Here is a 16,736-nt window from a genome sequence, read left to right on the forward strand (position 1 = left end):
TCTCATGAGTGAGTAACTCCTCAACCCATCGACGATGATGATCGTGGTGGTCGAGGACAGTCCTGCCGTTCGGTCAGCACGCCGCTCTTAGGTCACGGGACCACCGGGATAGAGAGAGCCCGGAGGGACTGGCCCTAACGGGGTCAAGGCCCTCAGGCCCGACAGAAAGATTCCGGGTCACCCCCGGGCTCCCAAGGCTCAGACAACCACGCAGGAAGATACCCACGACGTCGGTGCGCCGGCGGATCTCACGGTTGAGCCGCTCGTTCGGGTTGTTGGACCAGATCTGGCGCCAGATCTCCTTCGGAAACACGGTGAAGGCGAGGATGTCCGCCCGGGCCAGCTCGAGGTGCTCAGCCACCGTCGGGAGCTTCTCGTACAGTCCCTCCAAGACCCGGTCGAACTGGCCGTTCACGGCCTCGGCGTCGGGCTGGTCGTACACCGAGTGCAGCAGCGCCTTGACCCACCCCCACTGCGACTTCGGCGTCGCGGCCATGAGGTTCGCGGCGTAGTGGGTGCGGCACCGCTGCCACGACGCGTCCGGCAGGGTCGCCCCTATAGCCTCGACCAGGCCGACGTGCGCATCGCTGGTGACAAGCGCGACGTCCTTGAGGCCGCGGGCGGTCAGGTCCCGGAAGAACCCGAGCCAGCCGGCGCCCGATTCTATTGTGGCGGTGTGGATCCCGAGGACCTCCCGGTAGCCGTCAGCGTTGACACCGGTGGCGACCATCACCGCCACCTTCACGACACGGCCCGCTTCGCGGACCTTCATCATGAGCGCGTCGGCCGCGACGAACGTGTACGGCCTCTCGTGCAGCGGCCGGGTCCGGAACGCGGCGACCTGCTCGTCGAGGTCCTTGGCCATCACCGACACCTGCGACTTGGACAGTCCGGTGATCCCTAGCGTGCGGACGAGCTTGTCCATCCGCCGGGTGGACACCCCCAGCAGGTAGCAGGTCGCCACGACCGTCGTCAGCGCCGCCTCCGCCCGGCGGTGGCGCTCGAGCAGCCAGTCCGGGAAGAACGACCCCTCGCGCAGCTTCGGGACCGCGACGTCGATGGTGCCGGCGCGGGTGTCCAGGTCGCGGTGGCGGTAGCCGTTGCGACGGTTGGTGCGCTCGTCGCTGCGGACCCCGTACTCGGCGCCGCACACGCTGTCGGCCTGCGCGGACAGCAAGGCGTTGATGAAGGTGCTGAGCAGCTCACGCATCAGGTCGGGACTGGCCTGGGCCAGCTGCTCGTGAAGAAAGGCGGCAGGGTCGATACTGGTCTTCGCGGTCATCGCGATGCTCCATTCGAGGGTGCTGTGAGAGGTTCACTCGAAGGATCACGCGGTGACCGCACCTGCATGTGCAGGGACACGCTCACCGGTGTCGTCGTACACCAACGCTATGGACTCAACTGTCACGACTCTCTTGGCGCTGTGAGTGCGGGTGCATCCGGTGTATTTGTCGGCATATCCGTTGTCGAAGCATTCGGCTTGATGAGGCCACCCAGAAAGCAAGAGGACTGGGTGCAGGCTGGGTCTCTGGACAGAGCTGGACGTAGCCCGCTGCACTACGCCGCCCTGGAGGGAGACGTCGAGGCCGCCGATGCACTGATCACCCAGGGCTCGCCCCGGGTTTGCCTGACCATGCCGGGTACACCCCTCTGAACTTCGCGGCCCAAGGACTGCACGCCAGCGTCGCGCGAAGCCTGCTGGCCGGCAGGGGTGCCGGTTGGCCCGCAGGACCGCTTCGGCAGGACGCCGCTGTTCGTGGCGATCATGAGAGTGGGCGACCAAGGCGGTGAGGTCGTGCGGCTGCTGCTGGCCGCCGGGGCTGACCCTGACCTTCAGAACTTCTCTCACAACAGTGCCCGGTCGGTCGCCGAGAAGACCACAAACTTCGATCTCCTGAGGTTCTTCCGCCCTGACTGACGGCGTCGCTCAACGTCGCGCCTTTGCTTGCACGTGCAGGTCTCGATGCGGCACGACCGGGCACCCGCAGCCGCCCTTCACGCGACGTATGCAGACGTTCCCTACGCCCCTGTCACGGCGACCGGTTCGACAGCCGATTGCGCACAGCGGTGAACCAGTCGCGCATGCCATGACCGTCGTCGTGAGGATCGGAGGAGGCTCGCGGGCGGACCCCGACACGGCTGGGGCATCCGCCCGATGACAGCACGCGCGTGACGGTGCCATTCCGGGAGTCCGGGGCACACTTGACGGATGGTCTTACCGTCCCGGCCAAGCCGGCAGACCAACCTCGCCCTGCTTCTGCTGCTGGCGGGAGCCTTCGCGACCGGCTGGTTGGCGTTCGGGGTCGAGGGTTCGCCGCAGTCCAGGACCGTGAGCGTGGTGCACGGCATCCTGGGCCTGGGCATCCTGGTGCTCGCCCCGTGGAAGAGCGTGATCGTGCGACGTGGACTCCGTCGTCGGCGTCGGCACACGGTGGCCGTCGCCTTGGCGGTGGTCGTCACTGTCAGCCTGGCTGCCGGGGTGGTCCATGCCACGCTCGGTCCCCTTGAGGTCGGCGGCGTCCGTGTGCTCGCCGTGCACGTCGCCTCTGCCGTCGCGGTCGCGCTGCTCGTGCTGCTCCACGTGGCGCGTCGGGCGCAGCGACCGCGCCAGACCGACATGTCCCGTCGAACCGCGTTGAGAGCCATCGTGATCGGTGGCTCCGCGGCACTGGCCTACGGCGCGGCGGAGTCCGTCACGTCGGTCGCAGGTCTCCCGGGTCGACACCGTCGGGCGACCGGGTCCTACGAGGTGGGGTCTGGCGTCCCCTCCACCATGCCGGTCACGCAGTGGTTCACCGACGACGTGGCCCGTATCGACCTGGACACGTACGCGTTGAGGGTCAGCCGACCCGGTGAGCCGACGATCGCACTTTCACACGGCGAGCTCTTGGCGATGAGTAGCACGACGCAGGTGGCGGTCCTGGACTGCACGGGCGGGTGGTGGGCCGAGCAGACTTGGCGCGGCGTCCGTCTGGACACCCTGCTCGGGACCCCGGACCGGGGATCTGTCGTCGTCCGTTCGGCGACCGGCTACACGAGACGCTTCCCACCCGAGGACACGTCCGTGCTGCTGCTGGCCACCCAGGTGGGCGGCGCCCTGCTCTCGTCCGGCCACGGCGCGCCGGTCCGGTTGGTCGCACCCGGACGCCGAGGTTTCTGGTGGGTCAAGTGGGTCGACCACATCAGCGTCCAAGCGCAACCCTGGTGGTCGCAGCCACCGTTTCCCCTGCAGTAGGCGCAGGGGCTGACTCGTTTCGAGGGCAGGGTCCAGAATCGACCGAGCCGCGACGCTGCCGCGCCACGTCATCCGCGCCGCTCACCCTCGCGCTGACGAGCCGCGTACGACCCGTCGGCAGAACCGCTCGCGGAGAGCGGGACGGGCGTGCAGCCGGATCGGGACACGCTCGAGCACCGGCTCCGCCCGGACCGGCGTCCCGCTCACACCCTTTCGACGCGGTCGGCCTGGGGTCCTCGATCGCTCTGTCGCACCTGGTACCGGACCCGATCGCCCTCGTGCAGCGCCTCGGCGTCTCTGAGGACAGACACGTGCACGAACAGGTCCGGGCCTCCCGCGTCCGGGGCGATGAAGCCGAACCCCCGCTCCGCGTCGTAGCGTGCGACCACTCCCTCGCCGCCGCGCGCCGGGACGTCGGATGCGTCCAGGTGTCGCGACCGAGGGCGGGCCGTCGATGCCGCGGGTGCGCCCCGCGGTGTCGAGCCGCGTACGAGGCGCACGTCGCGAGCCTGCGGGCCCTTCTCACTCACGACGACGTCGAACGTCACGCGGTCTCCCTCGTCCAGCTCTGGGAGCCCGTCGGCAAGCGCCCGGAAGTGGACGAAGACATCGGGGCCGCCCGACTCGGGGGTGATGAACCCGAAGCCCTTGTCGAGGTCGTACCAGGTCACGGTGCCGTCCGCCCCGTCGGATGCCACGGCCTGCTGGGCGGCCGGGGCTCCCAAGGGAAGCAGATGGTCAGCCTGCGGTCCCTTCTCCCCGTCGACAACGAGGAACGCCACTCGCTGCCCCTCCGAGACCACGCCGCCCGCCACGATGGCCGAACTGTGCACGAAGATCTCGGCACCACCGCCATCGGGCGTGATGAACCCGTACCCCTTGGCAGGCTCGTACCAGGCGACGGTGCCGAGCACGCCCAGCGGTGTATCGGCGGCCTGGTCGGCCGTGACCCGGACGCGGCGTGCCTGCGGGCCGCGGTCCCCCTCGCCGATCTCGAACTCAACCACCTGCCCCTCCCGGAGCAGCTTCATCGCGTCGTCGCTGACGATCTCGGACGCATGCACGTACACGTCCTCTGCGTCCTGCCCGAGGGCGATGAAGCCAAACCCCCGGTCGGCATCGAACCAGCGGACGGTTCCCTCGGTCACGGCTGACTCCTTGTCGAAGCTATGGTCGGTGTTCCCCTAGTGTCCCCCGACGGGACCGCGACAAGCGCCCGGCGCCCGGCGCCCGGCGGTGCTCGCACTGCCGTGGCAGGTGCCCGACGGCGACATCCACGGCGCCCGGCGACGCGCCGACAGCGGCCTGACCGGACGTAGACAGACCGTCGCCGCCATACACCTCGGAATGCCGAAACCCATACTGCTCAGGCGCGGTCGGGTGGATGATCGAGTATGCGCTTGAGGAACTTCCCGTGCTGGGTCATGGGCCACATGTACCTCCACAAGCCCGGAGACAAGGACATGCTCGTCTGCCAGCGCTGTGGCCATCAGGAACTGATGGCGACCCGGCAGATGCGACAAGGAGGCGCTCCGCTGGGCCCTCGCTCTTGGAAGGAATGACGGACAGAAGGGTCGAGTTCGCGAGTCGTCGGCCTTCGCGGGTGCGGTCCGCGTAGCGATCTCTTGTATGGCAAACAGACATGCGACAAGCGGCAGATGTGGGAGTTCAGCATGCGCGCTGGGGAGCCGCGCCGATCGAATGAATGGGCTACCTGTGAGTCGACCGCCCTTCGTCGCCGTGACCTGCCAGCATGCGCGGATGAGCCTTGCCATCGCCACCTGCCAGCCCACCGCGTCGACCGATCCCCGCGCCAACGGCGCCGAGGTGCGTCGCATGCTCAGGGAGACCTCGGCCGCCGGTGCGCGGCTAGCCCACTTCCCCGAGGGGTTCCTGTCTGGGTACGCGGTTGAGGACGTGGCCTCCTGGGACGGTTTCGACTGGGCACTCGTCCGCAGCGAGCTCGAGGATGTGGCCGCGCTCGCCGGCGAGCTGGGGATCTGGGTGGTGCTCGGGTCTGCCCACCCGTTGACCGAGCCGCACTGGCCGCACAACAGCCTGTACGTCATTTCGGAGGAGGGGAGGCTCGTCGACCGATACGACAAGCGGAAGTGCTCGCACACCGAGGTCACGCGGTTCTACACACCTGGCTTCGAGCCGGTGGTCTTCGACGTCGAGGGTTTCCGGTTCGGTATGGCGATCTGCATCGAGATCAACTTCTCCGACGTGTTTGCCGAGTACGACCGGCTCGGCGTCGACTGTCTGCTGCTGTCCGCCTATCCGGTCGACTCGATCTTCGCGACCAAGGCCCGTGCGTACGCCGCGATCCACAGCTACTGGTTGAGCCTGTCGGTTCCGGCGCAGACTACGCACCTGTTCCACTCCGGACTCATCGGCCCGGACGGCGAGGTGCTGGCCGACGCCGGAGGCGAGTCCGGCTTGGTGGTCGGGACTTTGGACCGTGCAGATCCGGCGCTTCGCGGTGCGCTCGAGTTTGCCCGCCCCTGGCGGGCGATGGCGCGGGCCGGCGACATCTATAACGATCGCCGGGTCACGGACGAGCGGAGCCGAGTGCGCACCGAGTTCTAACGGCGTGAGTCAGTTCCCGAAAGCGCGGACATCGGCACGACCGATCGGCGGCAAAGTCGCACGTCTACGTCCCCAGTTTCGGCGATGACTTCGGGATCACGCGCCGGGTTGGCAGAGACGTCACCAGGCATGCCGGCGACGTGTGTCGGCCTGCTTTTGAAGTGACCGCCGAAGTCCAAGGGGCGGTCGGGGGACCCGCCGGGATCGTCCTTTCCGCACCGGGCGCGGTGCCGATACTGTCCACCGCCAGAAGAGTGTTCCACGCCCCATTTGTAGCGAAGGTTGAGACGACAGGGCAGCGGCTTGCACGGCCCAGTCGGGCTAGTAGTCACGTAGTTCTCTTTAGATCGCGTCCACGCAGGCGTTCTCGTCATCAGGGCGGCGGGCTCACGTGCACTGCTAGGGGGCGGTGCGGCGCCCATCCCGCAGCTGACATCCTGTGGCGCAGGAGCCCGTAGTGACGCTCGCGACCCTGCCGGACGCCCGATCGCGCGCCTCGCTGCTCTATCGAGACGTGGCGTCCGGGGCCCGGCGCGTCAGCGCTTCGCGTAGTCGGCGAACCCCTGCCAGTCGATGAAGACGCAGGGCTCGTCCCCCACGACCCAGGCGTCGTGGCCCGGCGCCATGGCCGCGAAGTCGCCCGGGCCGTAGTCCGTCTCCTCGCCGTCGTCCATGACGACCTTCATGCGGCCGGACACGAAGTAGCCCAGGTGGGCCGCCTGGCAGCTGTCCGTGCCGGCGATCGGTTTGACGTGCTCGGACCATCTCCAGCCGGGCAAGAACGTCGCCCGGCCGACGACCCCTTCTTGCGTGTTCACTAGCTGCAGCTGGCCCGTGTCCCCTTCGAAGGGGCGCGTCTCTTCGGGCGAGTCGAGGCTCTTGCGCACAAGACCTGACATCGTGACCTCCAACGTGACTGCTGGTCGCGGAAACGGTTGCACCTTTCAGGTTGGCATCGCCGCGCAGGGGTGTCAGCGTTTCTGGCCAACCGCACGTGGGCAACGCCTCCCGTTCGGGCAAGCGGCGTGACGTCCGTGGCGTAGCGTCCGCGGCCGGGGGGTAGCGGCCCAGAGCGGACAGGTGTCTCTGCCATCAGGATCGGTGATCAGCATGAGACGGCATGTCAAGACCGCGCGCCGCGGTTCGACGAGGGGGGGCACTCCTTCAGGGCATCATGAGCGATTCCGCTACAGGGCCGAAGGGCAGCTACTAGGCTAATGCGGTCTCAGGGGAGCAACCGATGCGCCGCGTGCGCGGGTGTACAGGGGTCGAGTTCACGCGGCCGGTCCATGGAGGTGGACGCACTGTGAAATCGCCCAAGCACCCCGTCCGGACACTCACCATCGCCTGTGGCGCCGTGGCGCTTCTCCTGTTCGCCCCCGCCGCGGCGAACGCGCAGCCGAACGCCAATGTCATCCGCGTCGCCGGATACCCCGGCGACGTGGAGGACATTGGCGCCTGCGCGTTCCCGGTCGCCAACCATCCGTACCAGGAAGGCACGATCTCGGTTCGACAGACCGCCAACGGCACGCTCTTCGAGGTCAGCCTCCGCGAGGTGGACACGTTCACGGCAAACGGTGTCAGCCTGACGTCGACGCCGTACTCCTTCCACTTCACTGGGGAGCTCGACCTGCAGGGCAACATCGTGCGTGAGACGACCGCAGGCGTGCTTGTGAAGGTCCCGTTGCCTGATGGCTCGACGTTCTTCTCCGCCGGTCGGGTCGATCAGCTTGCGTCCGGGCTCGCGTACGTGGTGCTGCCGGACGTGGGGACGAGCCGGGGTCTAGACGCGTTCTGCGCCGCCCTCGCTGGATGAGTCCTCTAGGACTCAGCAACGGCCGCCTCGCGGCGTTCCGACCAGGGTTCTCTGTGGAACTGGAACGCAGCAACTCCCGGCGGACAGCGTTTGATGCCTACCTGCCCATCGGAGGCCACACGACGGTGACCAACTCGGACGATGAGGACAGCCGGCTCTGCCCTTGCCGCCACACGCCGTTGACCTTCTTCCCGTCGACAGAGGCCGGCCACGTCGGCTCCGGTGGCCCGATGAGGTCGTAGAGCGGCGTGGAGGTCGGCCGAAGACGCAGGGAGTCATCCCACGACCCGGGATCGAGGCTCTCGCGGTTGCGCGCAAGGTCGTTGAAGCGGTCGAGTTCGCTCCGGAGATGCCCAGTTCGACGTCGCCCGGATCGTTGGAGGGCAGCAGGCGCGACAGAGCCCCGTGCGGGCAGCCGGTACGGCGAGCCCGAGCGCCAGGCCACCGCAAGGAGCGCACTCCCCTGGCCGGGGTGATGCCTGTGCCGGTCGATCGGGGTGTTCCTGGGTCCCACCTACGAGTGCGCAACCAGCTCTGCTCGTCCACTTCAACGAGGACCGCACGGCACGTGGCGGTCTGGCGCTGGATGACGCAGCCGACGCGTCATCTGCTCGGTGGGAGCCTCGCCCATGGCGGTACGTGCCTGGGGCGTCGTCCGCTCCAGGGACCGAACTCGCACTAGTCGGCGAAGCACTTCCGGCCGACATCACCCAACCCGGCCAGCAGAGAAGGTGGCGAATCGCCATCGCCCTACCTTTCGACTCTCCTCGCCAAGCATCCACCTCGCTGATGTTTCAGCCTGCCGCACGTCCTCACATCGGCATGACGGGAAGAGTGCTTCCGCGTTCCGTGAGCGCACTGGGCTCGATCCAGCCCCAAGGGAGCACACCTGCCGGGCTCATCGCATCACCCAGGTCTGCGGGTTTCAGCCATATGCCACGAGGTCGGGGCATATGGCTGAACCCTCGCTGGGATCTAGCGCGACAAAGCCCTGGCGGGCCGACCAACGGGGACAGGCGACTGGACCGCAGGGGCGCTCTCGCGCAGGGCTGCCAGCGTCGGCCGCCGAGAGTTGTCGGCGACAGGAGCAGACGCCTATGCGTCAGCGGATCACAGGCCGAACGTCACGGGCGTGGCCGGAATGTCGCCGGCGATCAAGGCCGCCAGCGGTGTCGCGATGTCGCGGGGTGAGAACAGGTCGGTTCCGTCGTATTCGGCGATCTCTGCGTGCCGCCACCATCGCATCTCGCTGATGTGCTCGGCGGCGAGTTCGGTGTCGGACAGGGCGCCGCGAGGATCGAAGAGCGTGGTGCGGACCAGGAAGTAGTCGTTGACCACACCGTCGTAGCCGTCGGCGTGGCCGGGAGCGACGACCTCCTGGTGCCAGACGTGGGGCGGGTCGGCGTCGAAGACGAGCCCGGTCTCCTCGTGCAGCTCGCGGCGCAGCGCCGCGAGCGGAAGCTCACCGGGCTCGATGCCGCCGCCGGGGGCCGCCCACACGACCGTTGCGCCCGTCGGGACCGCTGGATGCGGGAAACTGAAGCGACACAGCAGGACCCGGTCGTCCTCGGCCAGGATGACCGCCCGTACGGCATGTCTCAGCTTCGTCGCAGCAGGCGTCTGGTTCATCACCAGATGATCAGGGCGCCAGCGGTGGCCCGCAAGTCGGCACCGGCATTGATTGGACCCGAGCGACGGCTCGCGCCGTGTTGGCTGCAGCGGTCAGCCGGTTAGCTCGTCGTCTCGTGGGTGTCGCTCGGAGCCGGCTCGCTCGTGGCCCAGCTGGAGAGGAACTGCAGTGCTTCGGCAGAGGGCGTGCCGGGTTCGACCGTGTAGGTGATGATCGTGAGCCCGGTGTCTCCGGGCAGCTCCAGCGCCTCGCCGGTCAGCTCGATGTCCCCGATGACCGGGTGGTGCATCTGCTTCGTCGAGGTGCGGTGGAGGCGGACGGTGTGGCCCGCCCACCAGGTGCTGAACTCCTCACTGCGAGTGGACAGCTCGCCGACGAGGTCCGTCAGGCCGCGGTCGGACGGCGTGTGGCCCGCCTGCAGGCGCAGGGACGCGACGACGTCCTTGGCGACCCTGGTCCAGTCGGCGTAGAAGTCCCTCGAGCGGTCGTCGAGGAACAGGTAGCGCGCCAGGTTGGGGTGTGTCGTGCCGCCGTCGTAGAGGTCGGTCAGCAGGGCTCGCCCGAGTGCGTTGACACCGAGCAGGTCGAGGCGGTTGTTGCGGACGTAGGCCGGCGCTGACAGGGAGTCGAGAATGCGTTGTATGCCGGGTCGCAGCTGCTCCTTGACCGGTGTCCGTCGCCGTCGGTTGCCGGCGTTGGCTGCCCGGGCGAGGTCGAAGAGATGGACCCGCTCGGACTCGTCGAGCTGGAGCGCCGTCGCCAGTGAGTCCAGGACCGACTCAGACACCCCGGAGAGGTTGCCGCGTTCGAGGCGCGTGTAGTAGTCGGTGCTGACGTCGGCCAGGACCGCAACCTCCTCGCGTCGCAGGCCCTTGACCCGACGGTTGCTCCCGTACAGCGTCAGACCCGCCTGCTCCGGGGTGAGCCGCGAGCGGCGGGAGGTCAGGAAGTCGCGCACCTCGGCCCTGTTGTCCATGCCCCGACCGTATGCCGTGGGCTCGGGTCCAGGGAGGGGCTGGCTTTACCGGTCAAGGCCGTCACTGCCACCGGCACGGGCCCGCGCCTACGGTCGAAGACATGATGAAACTGCAGCTGAACAACGAGGTCGAGATGCCGGCCATCGGACTCGGGGTGTTCCAGACCCCTCCGGAGGAGACGCGCGCCGCCGTCGAGGCCGCGCTCGCGACCGGGTACCGGCACATCGACACGGCCGCCGCCTACGGCAACGAGCGCGAGGTCGGTGAGGCCGTTCGCAGCTCCGGCGTGTCCCGCAACGAGGTCTTCCTCGAGACGAAGATCTGGATCAGCGACTACGGCTACGACGAGACCCTGCACGGCTTCGACAAGAGCGCCGGCAAGCTCGGCGTCGAGCAGATCGACCTGCTGATCCTGCACCAGGCACTCCCGTCCGCCTTCGACACGACGCTCGAGGCGTACCGGGCGCTGGAGACGCTCCTCGCGGACGGCAAGGTGCGTGCCATCGGCGTCAGCAACTTCATGGTCGACCACCTCACCGCCCTGCTCGATGCGGCGACGGTCGTGCCCGCGGTCAACCAGATCGAGCTGCACCCTTACTTCCAGCAGAAGGCAGTCCAGGAGCTCGGAGCCCAGCACGGGATCGTGACCCAGGCGTGGTCCCCGATCGGTGGCATCACCTTCTACCGCGACGGCAGCCACGGCAGCACCCTCCAGGACCCGGTCATCGGCGGGATCGCCGACGCCCACGGCAAGACGTCCGCCCAGGTGATGCTGCGCTGGCACCTCCAGCAGGGACGCTCCGCCATCCCCAAGTCGACCAAGGCGCACCGCATCGCGGAGAACTTCGACGTCTTCGACTTCGACCTGACCCAGGACGAGCTGACCGCGATCGACGCCCTCGACACCGGCACGCGCGGTGGCCCCGAGCCGGCCGACATCACGCTCGAGACCTTCGGGCGCGCCATCCCGGAGGCCTGAACCGGCCTCGCACCCCTACGACCACGAGCGAGAAGAGCGCATGACCACCACCACCCAGACCAGCCAGCCGGGCCGAGTCGCCGTCGTCACCGGAGCCTCCTCCGGCATCGGCGCCGCGACCGCGCGCTCCCTCGTCGCCGCGGGCTACCGGGTCGCGCTGCTCGCGCGGCGCACCGACCGGATCGACGCTCTCGCCGGCGAGCTCGGCCCTGCAGCCCTCGCCGTCCGTGCCGACGTCACCGACCGCGCAAGCCTCCTCGCCGCCGCAGACCGCGTCCAGGCCCAGCTCGGCGGGGCGGCCGTCCTCGTCAACAACGCCGGCGTCATGCTGCTCGGACCGTTCGGCGCCGACCAGCGCGACGACTACCGCCAGATGGTCGAGGTCAACCTGCTCGGCGCGATCACTGCGACCGAGGTCTTCCTCGGGCAGCTCACGGCCGCCGGCTCCAGCCCGACCGGCGCCGACATCGTCAACATCTCCTCGGTCGCCGGGCGCACCGCTCGTGCCGGCAACGGCGTCTACGCGGCGACGAAGTGGGGCCTCAACGGGTGGTCGGAGTCGCTGAGGCAGGAGCTGCTCCCGGACGTGCGCGTCACCCTCATCGAGCCCGGCGTGGTCGACACCGAGCTGCCCACCCACATCACGCACGAGCAGACCCGAGAGGGCGTCGGCAGGCTCTACGACCAAGCCCAGGTGACGGCGGAGGACATCGCCGACGTCATCGCCTTCACCCTCAGCCGGCCCCGCCACCTCGCGATCAACGAGATCCTCCTGCGACCCGCCGGGCAGCTCTGAGCACCAACGAGTTCCACCACGAACGCGACCAAAGGAGAACCCACATGAAGACGCGCACTCTCGGCACCCGAGGCCTCGAGGTCTCCGCCCTCGGCCTCGGCTGCATGGGCATGAGCCAGTCCTTCGGCCCGCGACCACCACGGGACGCGATGGTGACGTTCCTGCGTGCCGCGGTCGACCAGGGCGTCACTCTCTTCGACACCGCCGAGGTCTACGGCCCCTTCCACAACGAGGAGCTCGTCGGCGAGGCGCTGCAGCCGGTCCGCGACGACGTCGTCATCGCCACCAAGTTCGGTTTCGCCTTCGACGAGAACGGCGCCCAGACGGGCGTCACGAGCCGACCCGACGCCATCCGCGCCGCCGTCGACGGCTCCCTGCGACGACTGCGCACGGACGCCATCGACCTGCTCTACCAGCACCGCGTCGACCCCGACGTCCCCATCGAAGACGTCGCCGGCACCGTCAAGGAGCTCATCGAGGCGGGCAAGGTGCACCACTTCGGCCTGTCCGAGGCCGGGGTCGACACGATCCGCCGTGCCCACGCCGTGCAGCCCGTCACGGCGTTGCAGAGCGAGTACTCCCTCTTCTGGCGCGAGCCCGAGGAGTCGATTGTGCCCGCCCTCGAGGAGCTCGGGATCGGCTTCGTCCCGTTCAGTCCGCTCGGACGGGGTTTCCTCACGGGGAAGGTCACCGCCGCCACGGAGTTCGGGGAGGGGGACATCCGCGCCTCCCTGCCACGCTTCGAGCGGGAGGCGTTGCGGGCCAACCTCGCCCTCGTCGACCTCATCACCGCGGTCGCCGATCGCAAGGGCGCCACGGTGGGTCAGGTGGCCCTCGCCTGGCTGCTCGCGCAGGAGCCGTGGGTCGTGCCGATCCCCGGGACCCGGCGCGTCGAGCGCCTCGACGAGAACCTCGGTGCCACAGACCTCACCCTCACGGACGAGGACCTCGCCGAGCTCGACGCCGCCTCGTCCAGCGTGCAGGTCCACGGCGACCGCTACCCGGAGGCCATGCAGCGGATGATCGACCGCTGACCGCCCTCGCGGAGCCGACGGGTTGAGTCGGGGTCAGACAGCTGTCACGAGAGGATCCTCCCGCGGAGCGCCTGACGGACTCGCATTCTCATCAGGCATGGCAAGTGCCGCGGCGCCCGGCTCGGCGTCCGCGCCTACTTCCGGGTCGGCAGTGGTCCTGGTCCTGGACGGCCACAGGAGGACGAGCAGGGCGACGATGAGCAGTCCGAGCCCGATCGGGACGAGGTGGCCGGCGATGGCGGGCTGGTGGAGCCAGGTCGCCGCGTAGCCGACGTACGGGACGGTCGCGATGACGCGGTAGGCGCTGTCACCGTGCAGCCGCAGACTCCAGGGGTCCGGGGCGGCGTTGTGATCACCCTTGGTGTGTACCGTCGTCTCGGCCGCGACACGGGTGATGTCGGTGACCCGGTGCACGATGAGCCGCGAGTGGTCGTACGGGTCGGTGACCACGACGATGTCATGCGGTTGGACTGCACCCAGGGGGATCCGCTGGGTGACGACGACACCGCCGACGTGCAGGGCCGGCTCCATGCTGCCGGAGAGCACGGGGCGCACCGCGTATGCGCCGGTGAAGACCGCGCCCGCGGCGAGCACGAACGCGAGGACCAGCAGGATGAGCCCGGTGTTCACGACGCGCCGGGTGACGGTGCGCACGGTTGTGCTGGGGTGGGTCGACATGCTCTTCCGTCCTTGAAGCTCAGGCGAGTACGGGTGACCGGTCAGATGGGGTCGGTGTCACGCTCACGCATGGGCAGGCCGCAGACCCGCTGCGACCTGCCCGCGTGAGGGTGGGTCAGCCGACGTAGCTGACCGTGACCGACGGGTTGACGACGCCGCCCTCGGCCGCGTTCGTCAGCGACGCGCAGTCGCCTGTTCCGGCGTAGAACTCGGTCGTGAACGAGTCGGTGGCACCGGGACCCACCGGGCCTTCGATCTGGAGCGGGTTGGCCTGCAGGCCGGACAGCTTGCCGTCGTAGGCGACCTGGCCGCCGATCGGCGAGATGACCTTGACGCAGAGCTGGTTCGCCAAGGCGGTGCTGGCGGCATCGGCACCGTGGACGTCAGCCGCCGAGAGGACGATCGCGTTGGCGGTGGCGGTGCCGTGGTTCGTGATCGTCGTGGGGACCGCGCCGGAGGAGAACGTCGACTGGGTCGGGCCGAGGTCGGCGAACGACGCCGTCTTCCCGTCGTCGCTGATCGAGACGTGCTGGTCGTTCGAGGTCAGCCGGACGTCGATCGAGCCGGCGGTGATCTTCTGCGTGGACGTGACGGCGTCGGTGAACGTGGCGCCGGCGCCGGCGCCGATCAGTCCGAAGCCAGCAACAGCGACGGCTGCGACGACGGTGAGCTTGCGAGTGTTCATGAGTCTCCTTGACATCTGGTCCCCGCCGATCCGGTCGGGCACCCCCTCGATGCACGATCGTTCGGGCACCGGCCCTGACCCGAGTCAGGAACAAGACCTGTTTTGACAGGCGATTTGAGGAGAACGACGACTTCGCTCCGATCTCGTACAAGGTCGTACGGGCATATCGGACAAGGTGGGATGTTTCACCTCCCGGCGGCGGTTCCTTCGGGGGTTCGCCTTCGGAAGAAGCGGCCCCGCGACACCGGGTGTGAATATCGCTAATGCGTAAGGAAATTCGTATTTCGGACAGGCTTGCCCGCCGTCCAGCTGACGGGCGGCCCGCTCCGCCGGTGTGCCGTGCGTCGGCCGTGGCCCCACACCGGTCCGCGGGTGGGTGAGCGTCTCGGGCTCTACCGGTTGGGGTGCAGGGCTCGGGCGTGCACCGCCTGGAGGCTGCCGACAGCGGCGGGTGAACTCAGCTGCGGCGCACTCGAAGCGGACACGCCGGCGGCCCCCCACCCGGTGGCGGTGACCAGGACGATCCAGGCCACGCGGCGACCCAGGCGGATCCGGCCCGGGCGGAGGCTGCGCGTGGAATGCTCCCGCTGCCGTGCGCTCTCGCAGGCGGTGAGGAAGCTCAGCTCGGTGTGGTTGAGCCACCTGCGGTTGACCGGTGTCGCCCAACGCAGCGTCGTGTCGAGCTGGGTCCCGCGGAGCAGGTGGCTTGGGTCGTGTCGCTCTCGGCGCCAGTCCGAGGCCCGGTCGATGAGCCGGCGCAGGATGCTGGCGGCGTCCGGGTCCTCGCTCACCCAGACCCGCAGGGGAACCCAGTGGTGGCGCAGCGGTCGCGTCAGGGTGATGCCGGAGCCGTTGGTCGTGAGGAGCCCGGCGGCGACGAAGGGCGGCGAGACGATCGAGACGTGCTGGGCGAGAGCGATGGGCAGGTCCTCCCACCGGAGTGTCGGGCCCTCGACGTGGTCGAGTCGCCCGAGGCGATCCAGCAGGTCGAGCCGGAGGAAGAGGTGCTGGACCGCTTGGCGTGCGCCCGCACCGAGGCAGGTCGTGGCGGCGGTGAGCAACACCGCTTCGTGAAGGGTCGGCGACCGGCCCGCGTCCAAGGGGGTCTGTGGTGGCCAGGCGGAGTCCGCACTGGCGCGGCGCTCGGCTGCGCGGCGCTCGAGTGCAGGCTCGTCGAGGGTCTCGGCGGGGCCGCGCCTGACGCGACGGACCCGGCGCAGCGCGTCCAGCCAGAGCGTGATCTCCTCCTCGGCCTGCACGCCGCACGCCCCGAGGAGGCCGGTGAGCACCTCCGTCCGGTTCACCGGAGGAAGATGCCTCCCGGCGAAGTACCCTCCCGCTGACGCGGAGGGCAGGCCGGCAGCCGCTGCCGCCTCGCGCACGCTGAGGCCCGCACGCTCGCGCACCGCGGTCAGCAGCTGCGCGAACTCCCGCGCGGTGCTCACCCGTGACGGGCTCAGCAGATCCTGCTCCCCGATGGCATCACTCAAGGCACCCCCGGTGCCGCCCCCTGACATGGACTGCACCGTAGCGGTTGGCGCGGACAGGTGAGCCGGAAACGCGAGGCCACCCTTCCGGGGACGGAGAACTCACGGGTGGCTCGGTGGTAGGGGCGCTCACCCGGAGTCGACCCCCGAGCTCTCACACAACCCCGGGTCCGTAGGGAGGACAGAGTTGGGGCGGTGCGGATGCTCGGGTTGAGTGCCGCAGACCTCACGCTCGCGGACGAGGACCGAGCCGGCCCCCGGGTCCCGTGAGAGGGTGCGGGGCATGACCGGCGAAACGCAGACGGACCGCGAGGTCGTCCTCGAGACGAGCCGCCTGCTGCTGCGGCCGTGCCGGGTCTCGGAGGCCGGTGTCCAGCGTGAGCTGTGGACCGAGCGAGACCCGCGCGTGCCGCCGCACCGGCGCATCGACGCCGACGGCCACCCCACGCTCGCCGAGCTCGAGGACTTGATCCGCGACGCTAGTCCCTCCTCGACCGGCCTGCTGGCGGTCGAGCGGAAGGCCGAGCAAGACGTCATCGGCTACTGCGGGCTCGTCGACAGCGGACGCGGTGCCGCCGCGGAGCCGGAGCTCGCCTTCGAGCTGCTCCGGCGTGTCTGGGGTCAAGGCTATGCGACGGAGGCCTCGGTCGCAGTCCTCGACTGGGCGAGATCGCTTGGCCACGAGCGCATCTGGGCCACGGTCTGGGACTGGAACGGCGCGTCACGCCGGGTGCTGGCCAAGGTCGGCTTCGTCGAGACCGAGCGCACGGACGTTCACCCGGTCCACGGCACCACCCTCTTCACCGTGCGACAGCTCTGAGCGACCCACG

At 69.1% G+C, this 16,736-nt stretch carries 15 protein-coding genes and 1 pseudogene; 8 read left to right on the plus strand and 8 right to left on the minus strand.

Features of this window, described 5'->3' with window-relative positions; all coding sequences use genetic code 11:
- Positions 1-214: 214 nt before the first annotated feature.
- Positions 215-1,282, minus strand: a pseudogene (locus tag AC1DW8_RS06120) (IS256 family transposase); the annotation flags it as partial.
- A 429-nt stretch (positions 1,283-1,711) separates the two neighbouring features.
- On the opposite strand from AC1DW8_RS06120, the gene AC1DW8_RS06125 reads away from it, so the two are divergent.
- Together AC1DW8_RS06125 and AC1DW8_RS06130 are read left to right on the plus strand one after the other, a co-directional pair.
- Positions 1,712-1,918, plus strand: a complete 207-nt coding sequence (locus AC1DW8_RS06125; protein WP_056781326.1) for an ankyrin repeat domain-containing protein — start codon at positions 1,712-1,714, stop codon at positions 1,916-1,918.
- Positions 1,919-2,209: 291 nt separating this feature from the next.
- Positions 2,210-3,235: a molybdopterin-dependent oxidoreductase gene (locus tag AC1DW8_RS06130; protein ID WP_056781323.1), complete on the plus strand. Its 1,026-nt coding sequence runs from the start codon at positions 2,210-2,212 to the stop codon at positions 3,233-3,235.
- A gap of 203 nt (positions 3,236-3,438) precedes the next feature.
- Here the strand turns inward: AC1DW8_RS06130 and AC1DW8_RS06135 are convergent, their stop codons facing one another.
- Complete coding sequence (locus AC1DW8_RS06135) at positions 3,439-4,383, minus strand: cold-shock protein (protein ID WP_478092602.1); 945 nt, start codon at positions 4,381-4,383, stop codon at positions 3,439-3,441.
- A gap of 613 nt (positions 4,384-4,996) precedes the next feature.
- Here AC1DW8_RS06135 and AC1DW8_RS06140 point away from each other — a divergent pair.
- A complete protein-coding gene (locus AC1DW8_RS06140) occupies positions 4,997-5,824 on the plus strand; it encodes a carbon-nitrogen hydrolase family protein (protein WP_478092604.1) in 828 nt (275 codons plus the stop codon).
- A gap of 536 nt (positions 5,825-6,360) precedes the next feature.
- Here the strand turns inward: AC1DW8_RS06140 and AC1DW8_RS06145 are convergent.
- Positions 6,361-6,723, minus strand: a complete 363-nt coding sequence (locus AC1DW8_RS06145) for a cupin domain-containing protein (RefSeq protein WP_478092605.1) — start codon at positions 6,721-6,723, stop codon at positions 6,361-6,363.
- Between the two features lie 407 nt (positions 6,724-7,130).
- Between AC1DW8_RS06145 and AC1DW8_RS06150 the strand changes: the two genes are divergently transcribed.
- The gene (locus AC1DW8_RS06150; RefSeq protein WP_056781312.1) at positions 7,131-7,640 is read left to right on the plus strand and encodes a hypothetical protein; all 510 of its coding nucleotides are present in this window, start codon (positions 7,131-7,133) and stop codon (positions 7,638-7,640) included.
- A 1,110-nt stretch (positions 7,641-8,750) separates the two neighbouring features.
- Here AC1DW8_RS06150 and AC1DW8_RS06155 read toward each other — a convergent pair.
- Together AC1DW8_RS06155 and AC1DW8_RS06160 are read right to left on the minus strand one after the other, a co-directional pair.
- On the minus strand, positions 8,751-9,269 hold the full coding sequence (locus AC1DW8_RS06155; protein WP_478092608.1) for an NUDIX hydrolase: 519 nt from the start codon (positions 9,267-9,269) through the stop codon (positions 8,751-8,753).
- Between the two features lie 101 nt (positions 9,270-9,370).
- Positions 9,371-10,246, minus strand: a complete 876-nt coding sequence (locus tag AC1DW8_RS06160) for a helix-turn-helix transcriptional regulator (protein WP_478092610.1) — start codon at positions 10,244-10,246, stop codon at positions 9,371-9,373.
- A gap of 104 nt (positions 10,247-10,350) precedes the next feature.
- On the opposite strand from AC1DW8_RS06160, the gene AC1DW8_RS06165 reads away from it, so the two are divergent.
- From AC1DW8_RS06165 to AC1DW8_RS06175, 3 genes are read left to right on the plus strand one after another with little or no spacing between them, the layout of a single operon-like run.
- On the plus strand, positions 10,351-11,226 hold the full coding sequence (locus AC1DW8_RS06165; RefSeq protein ID WP_478093043.1) for an aldo/keto reductase: 876 nt from the start codon (positions 10,351-10,353) through the stop codon (positions 11,224-11,226).
- 40 nt (positions 11,227-11,266) lie between these two features.
- Positions 11,267-12,022 (plus strand): SDR family oxidoreductase, encoded by a 756-nt coding sequence (locus AC1DW8_RS06170; protein ID WP_478092612.1) that lies wholly within the window; start codon positions 11,267-11,269, stop codon positions 12,020-12,022.
- A 44-nt stretch (positions 12,023-12,066) separates the two neighbouring features.
- On the plus strand, positions 12,067-13,056 hold the full coding sequence (locus AC1DW8_RS06175) for an aldo/keto reductase (protein WP_478092614.1): 990 nt from the start codon (positions 12,067-12,069) through the stop codon (positions 13,054-13,056).
- 33 nt (positions 13,057-13,089) lie between these two features.
- On the opposite strand, the gene AC1DW8_RS06180 is transcribed toward AC1DW8_RS06175, so the two are convergent.
- The 3 genes from AC1DW8_RS06180 to AC1DW8_RS06190 all read right to left on the minus strand — a co-directional run bounded on the left by AC1DW8_RS06180 (position 13,090) and on the right by AC1DW8_RS06190 (position 15,909).
- Positions 13,090-13,734: a signal peptidase I gene (locus tag AC1DW8_RS06180; RefSeq protein WP_478092616.1), complete on the minus strand. Its 645-nt coding sequence runs from the start codon at positions 13,732-13,734 to the stop codon at positions 13,090-13,092.
- A gap of 115 nt (positions 13,735-13,849) precedes the next feature.
- A complete protein-coding gene (locus AC1DW8_RS06185; protein WP_478092618.1) occupies positions 13,850-14,419 on the minus strand; it encodes a hypothetical protein in 570 nt (189 codons plus the stop codon).
- Between the two features lie 392 nt (positions 14,420-14,811).
- Complete coding sequence (locus tag AC1DW8_RS06190) at positions 14,812-15,909, minus strand: helix-turn-helix domain-containing protein (protein ID WP_478092620.1); 1,098 nt, start codon at positions 15,907-15,909, stop codon at positions 14,812-14,814.
- 280 nt (positions 15,910-16,189) lie between these two features.
- On the opposite strand from AC1DW8_RS06190, the gene AC1DW8_RS06195 reads away from it, so the two are divergent.
- The gene (locus AC1DW8_RS06195) at positions 16,190-16,726 is read left to right on the plus strand and encodes a GNAT family N-acetyltransferase (protein WP_478092622.1); all 537 of its coding nucleotides are present in this window, start codon (positions 16,190-16,192) and stop codon (positions 16,724-16,726) included.
- Positions 16,727-16,736: the final 10 nt, after the last annotated feature.

The organism is Terrabacter sp. P2_E3, assembly GCF_056403915.1.

Excerpts from the sequence above, each read along its gene's own strand:
- AC1DW8_RS06130 (WP_056781323.1), top strand. The coding sequence starts at position 2,210 with ATGGTCTTACCGTCCCGGCCAAGCCGGCAGACCAACCTCGCCCTGCTT.
- AC1DW8_RS06140 (WP_478092604.1), top strand. The coding sequence starts at position 4,997 with ATGAGCCTTGCCATCGCCACCTGCCAGCCCACCGCGTCGACCGATCCC.
- AC1DW8_RS06145 (WP_478092605.1), bottom strand. The coding sequence starts at position 6,723 with ATGTCAGGTCTTGTGCGCAAGAGCCTCGACTCGCCCGAAGAGACGCGC.
- AC1DW8_RS06155 (WP_478092608.1), bottom strand. The coding sequence starts at position 9,269 with ATGAACCAGACGCCTGCTGCGACGAAGCTGAGACATGCCGTACGGGCG.
- AC1DW8_RS06160 (WP_478092610.1), bottom strand. The coding sequence starts at position 10,246 with ATGGACAACAGGGCCGAGGTGCGCGACTTCCTGACCTCCCGCCGCTCG.
- AC1DW8_RS06165 (WP_478093043.1), top strand. The coding sequence starts at position 10,351 with ATGAAACTGCAGCTGAACAACGAGGTCGAGATGCCGGCCATCGGACTC.
- AC1DW8_RS06170 (WP_478092612.1), top strand. The coding sequence starts at position 11,267 with ATGACCACCACCACCCAGACCAGCCAGCCGGGCCGAGTCGCCGTCGTC.
- AC1DW8_RS06175 (WP_478092614.1), top strand. The coding sequence starts at position 12,067 with ATGAAGACGCGCACTCTCGGCACCCGAGGCCTCGAGGTCTCCGCCCTC.
- AC1DW8_RS06180 (WP_478092616.1), bottom strand. The coding sequence starts at position 13,734 with ATGTCGACCCACCCCAGCACAACCGTGCGCACCGTCACCCGGCGCGTC.
- AC1DW8_RS06185 (WP_478092618.1), bottom strand. The coding sequence starts at position 14,419 with ATGAACACTCGCAAGCTCACCGTCGTCGCAGCCGTCGCTGTTGCTGGC.
- AC1DW8_RS06195 (WP_478092622.1), top strand. The coding sequence starts at position 16,190 with ATGACCGGCGAAACGCAGACGGACCGCGAGGTCGTCCTCGAGACGAGC.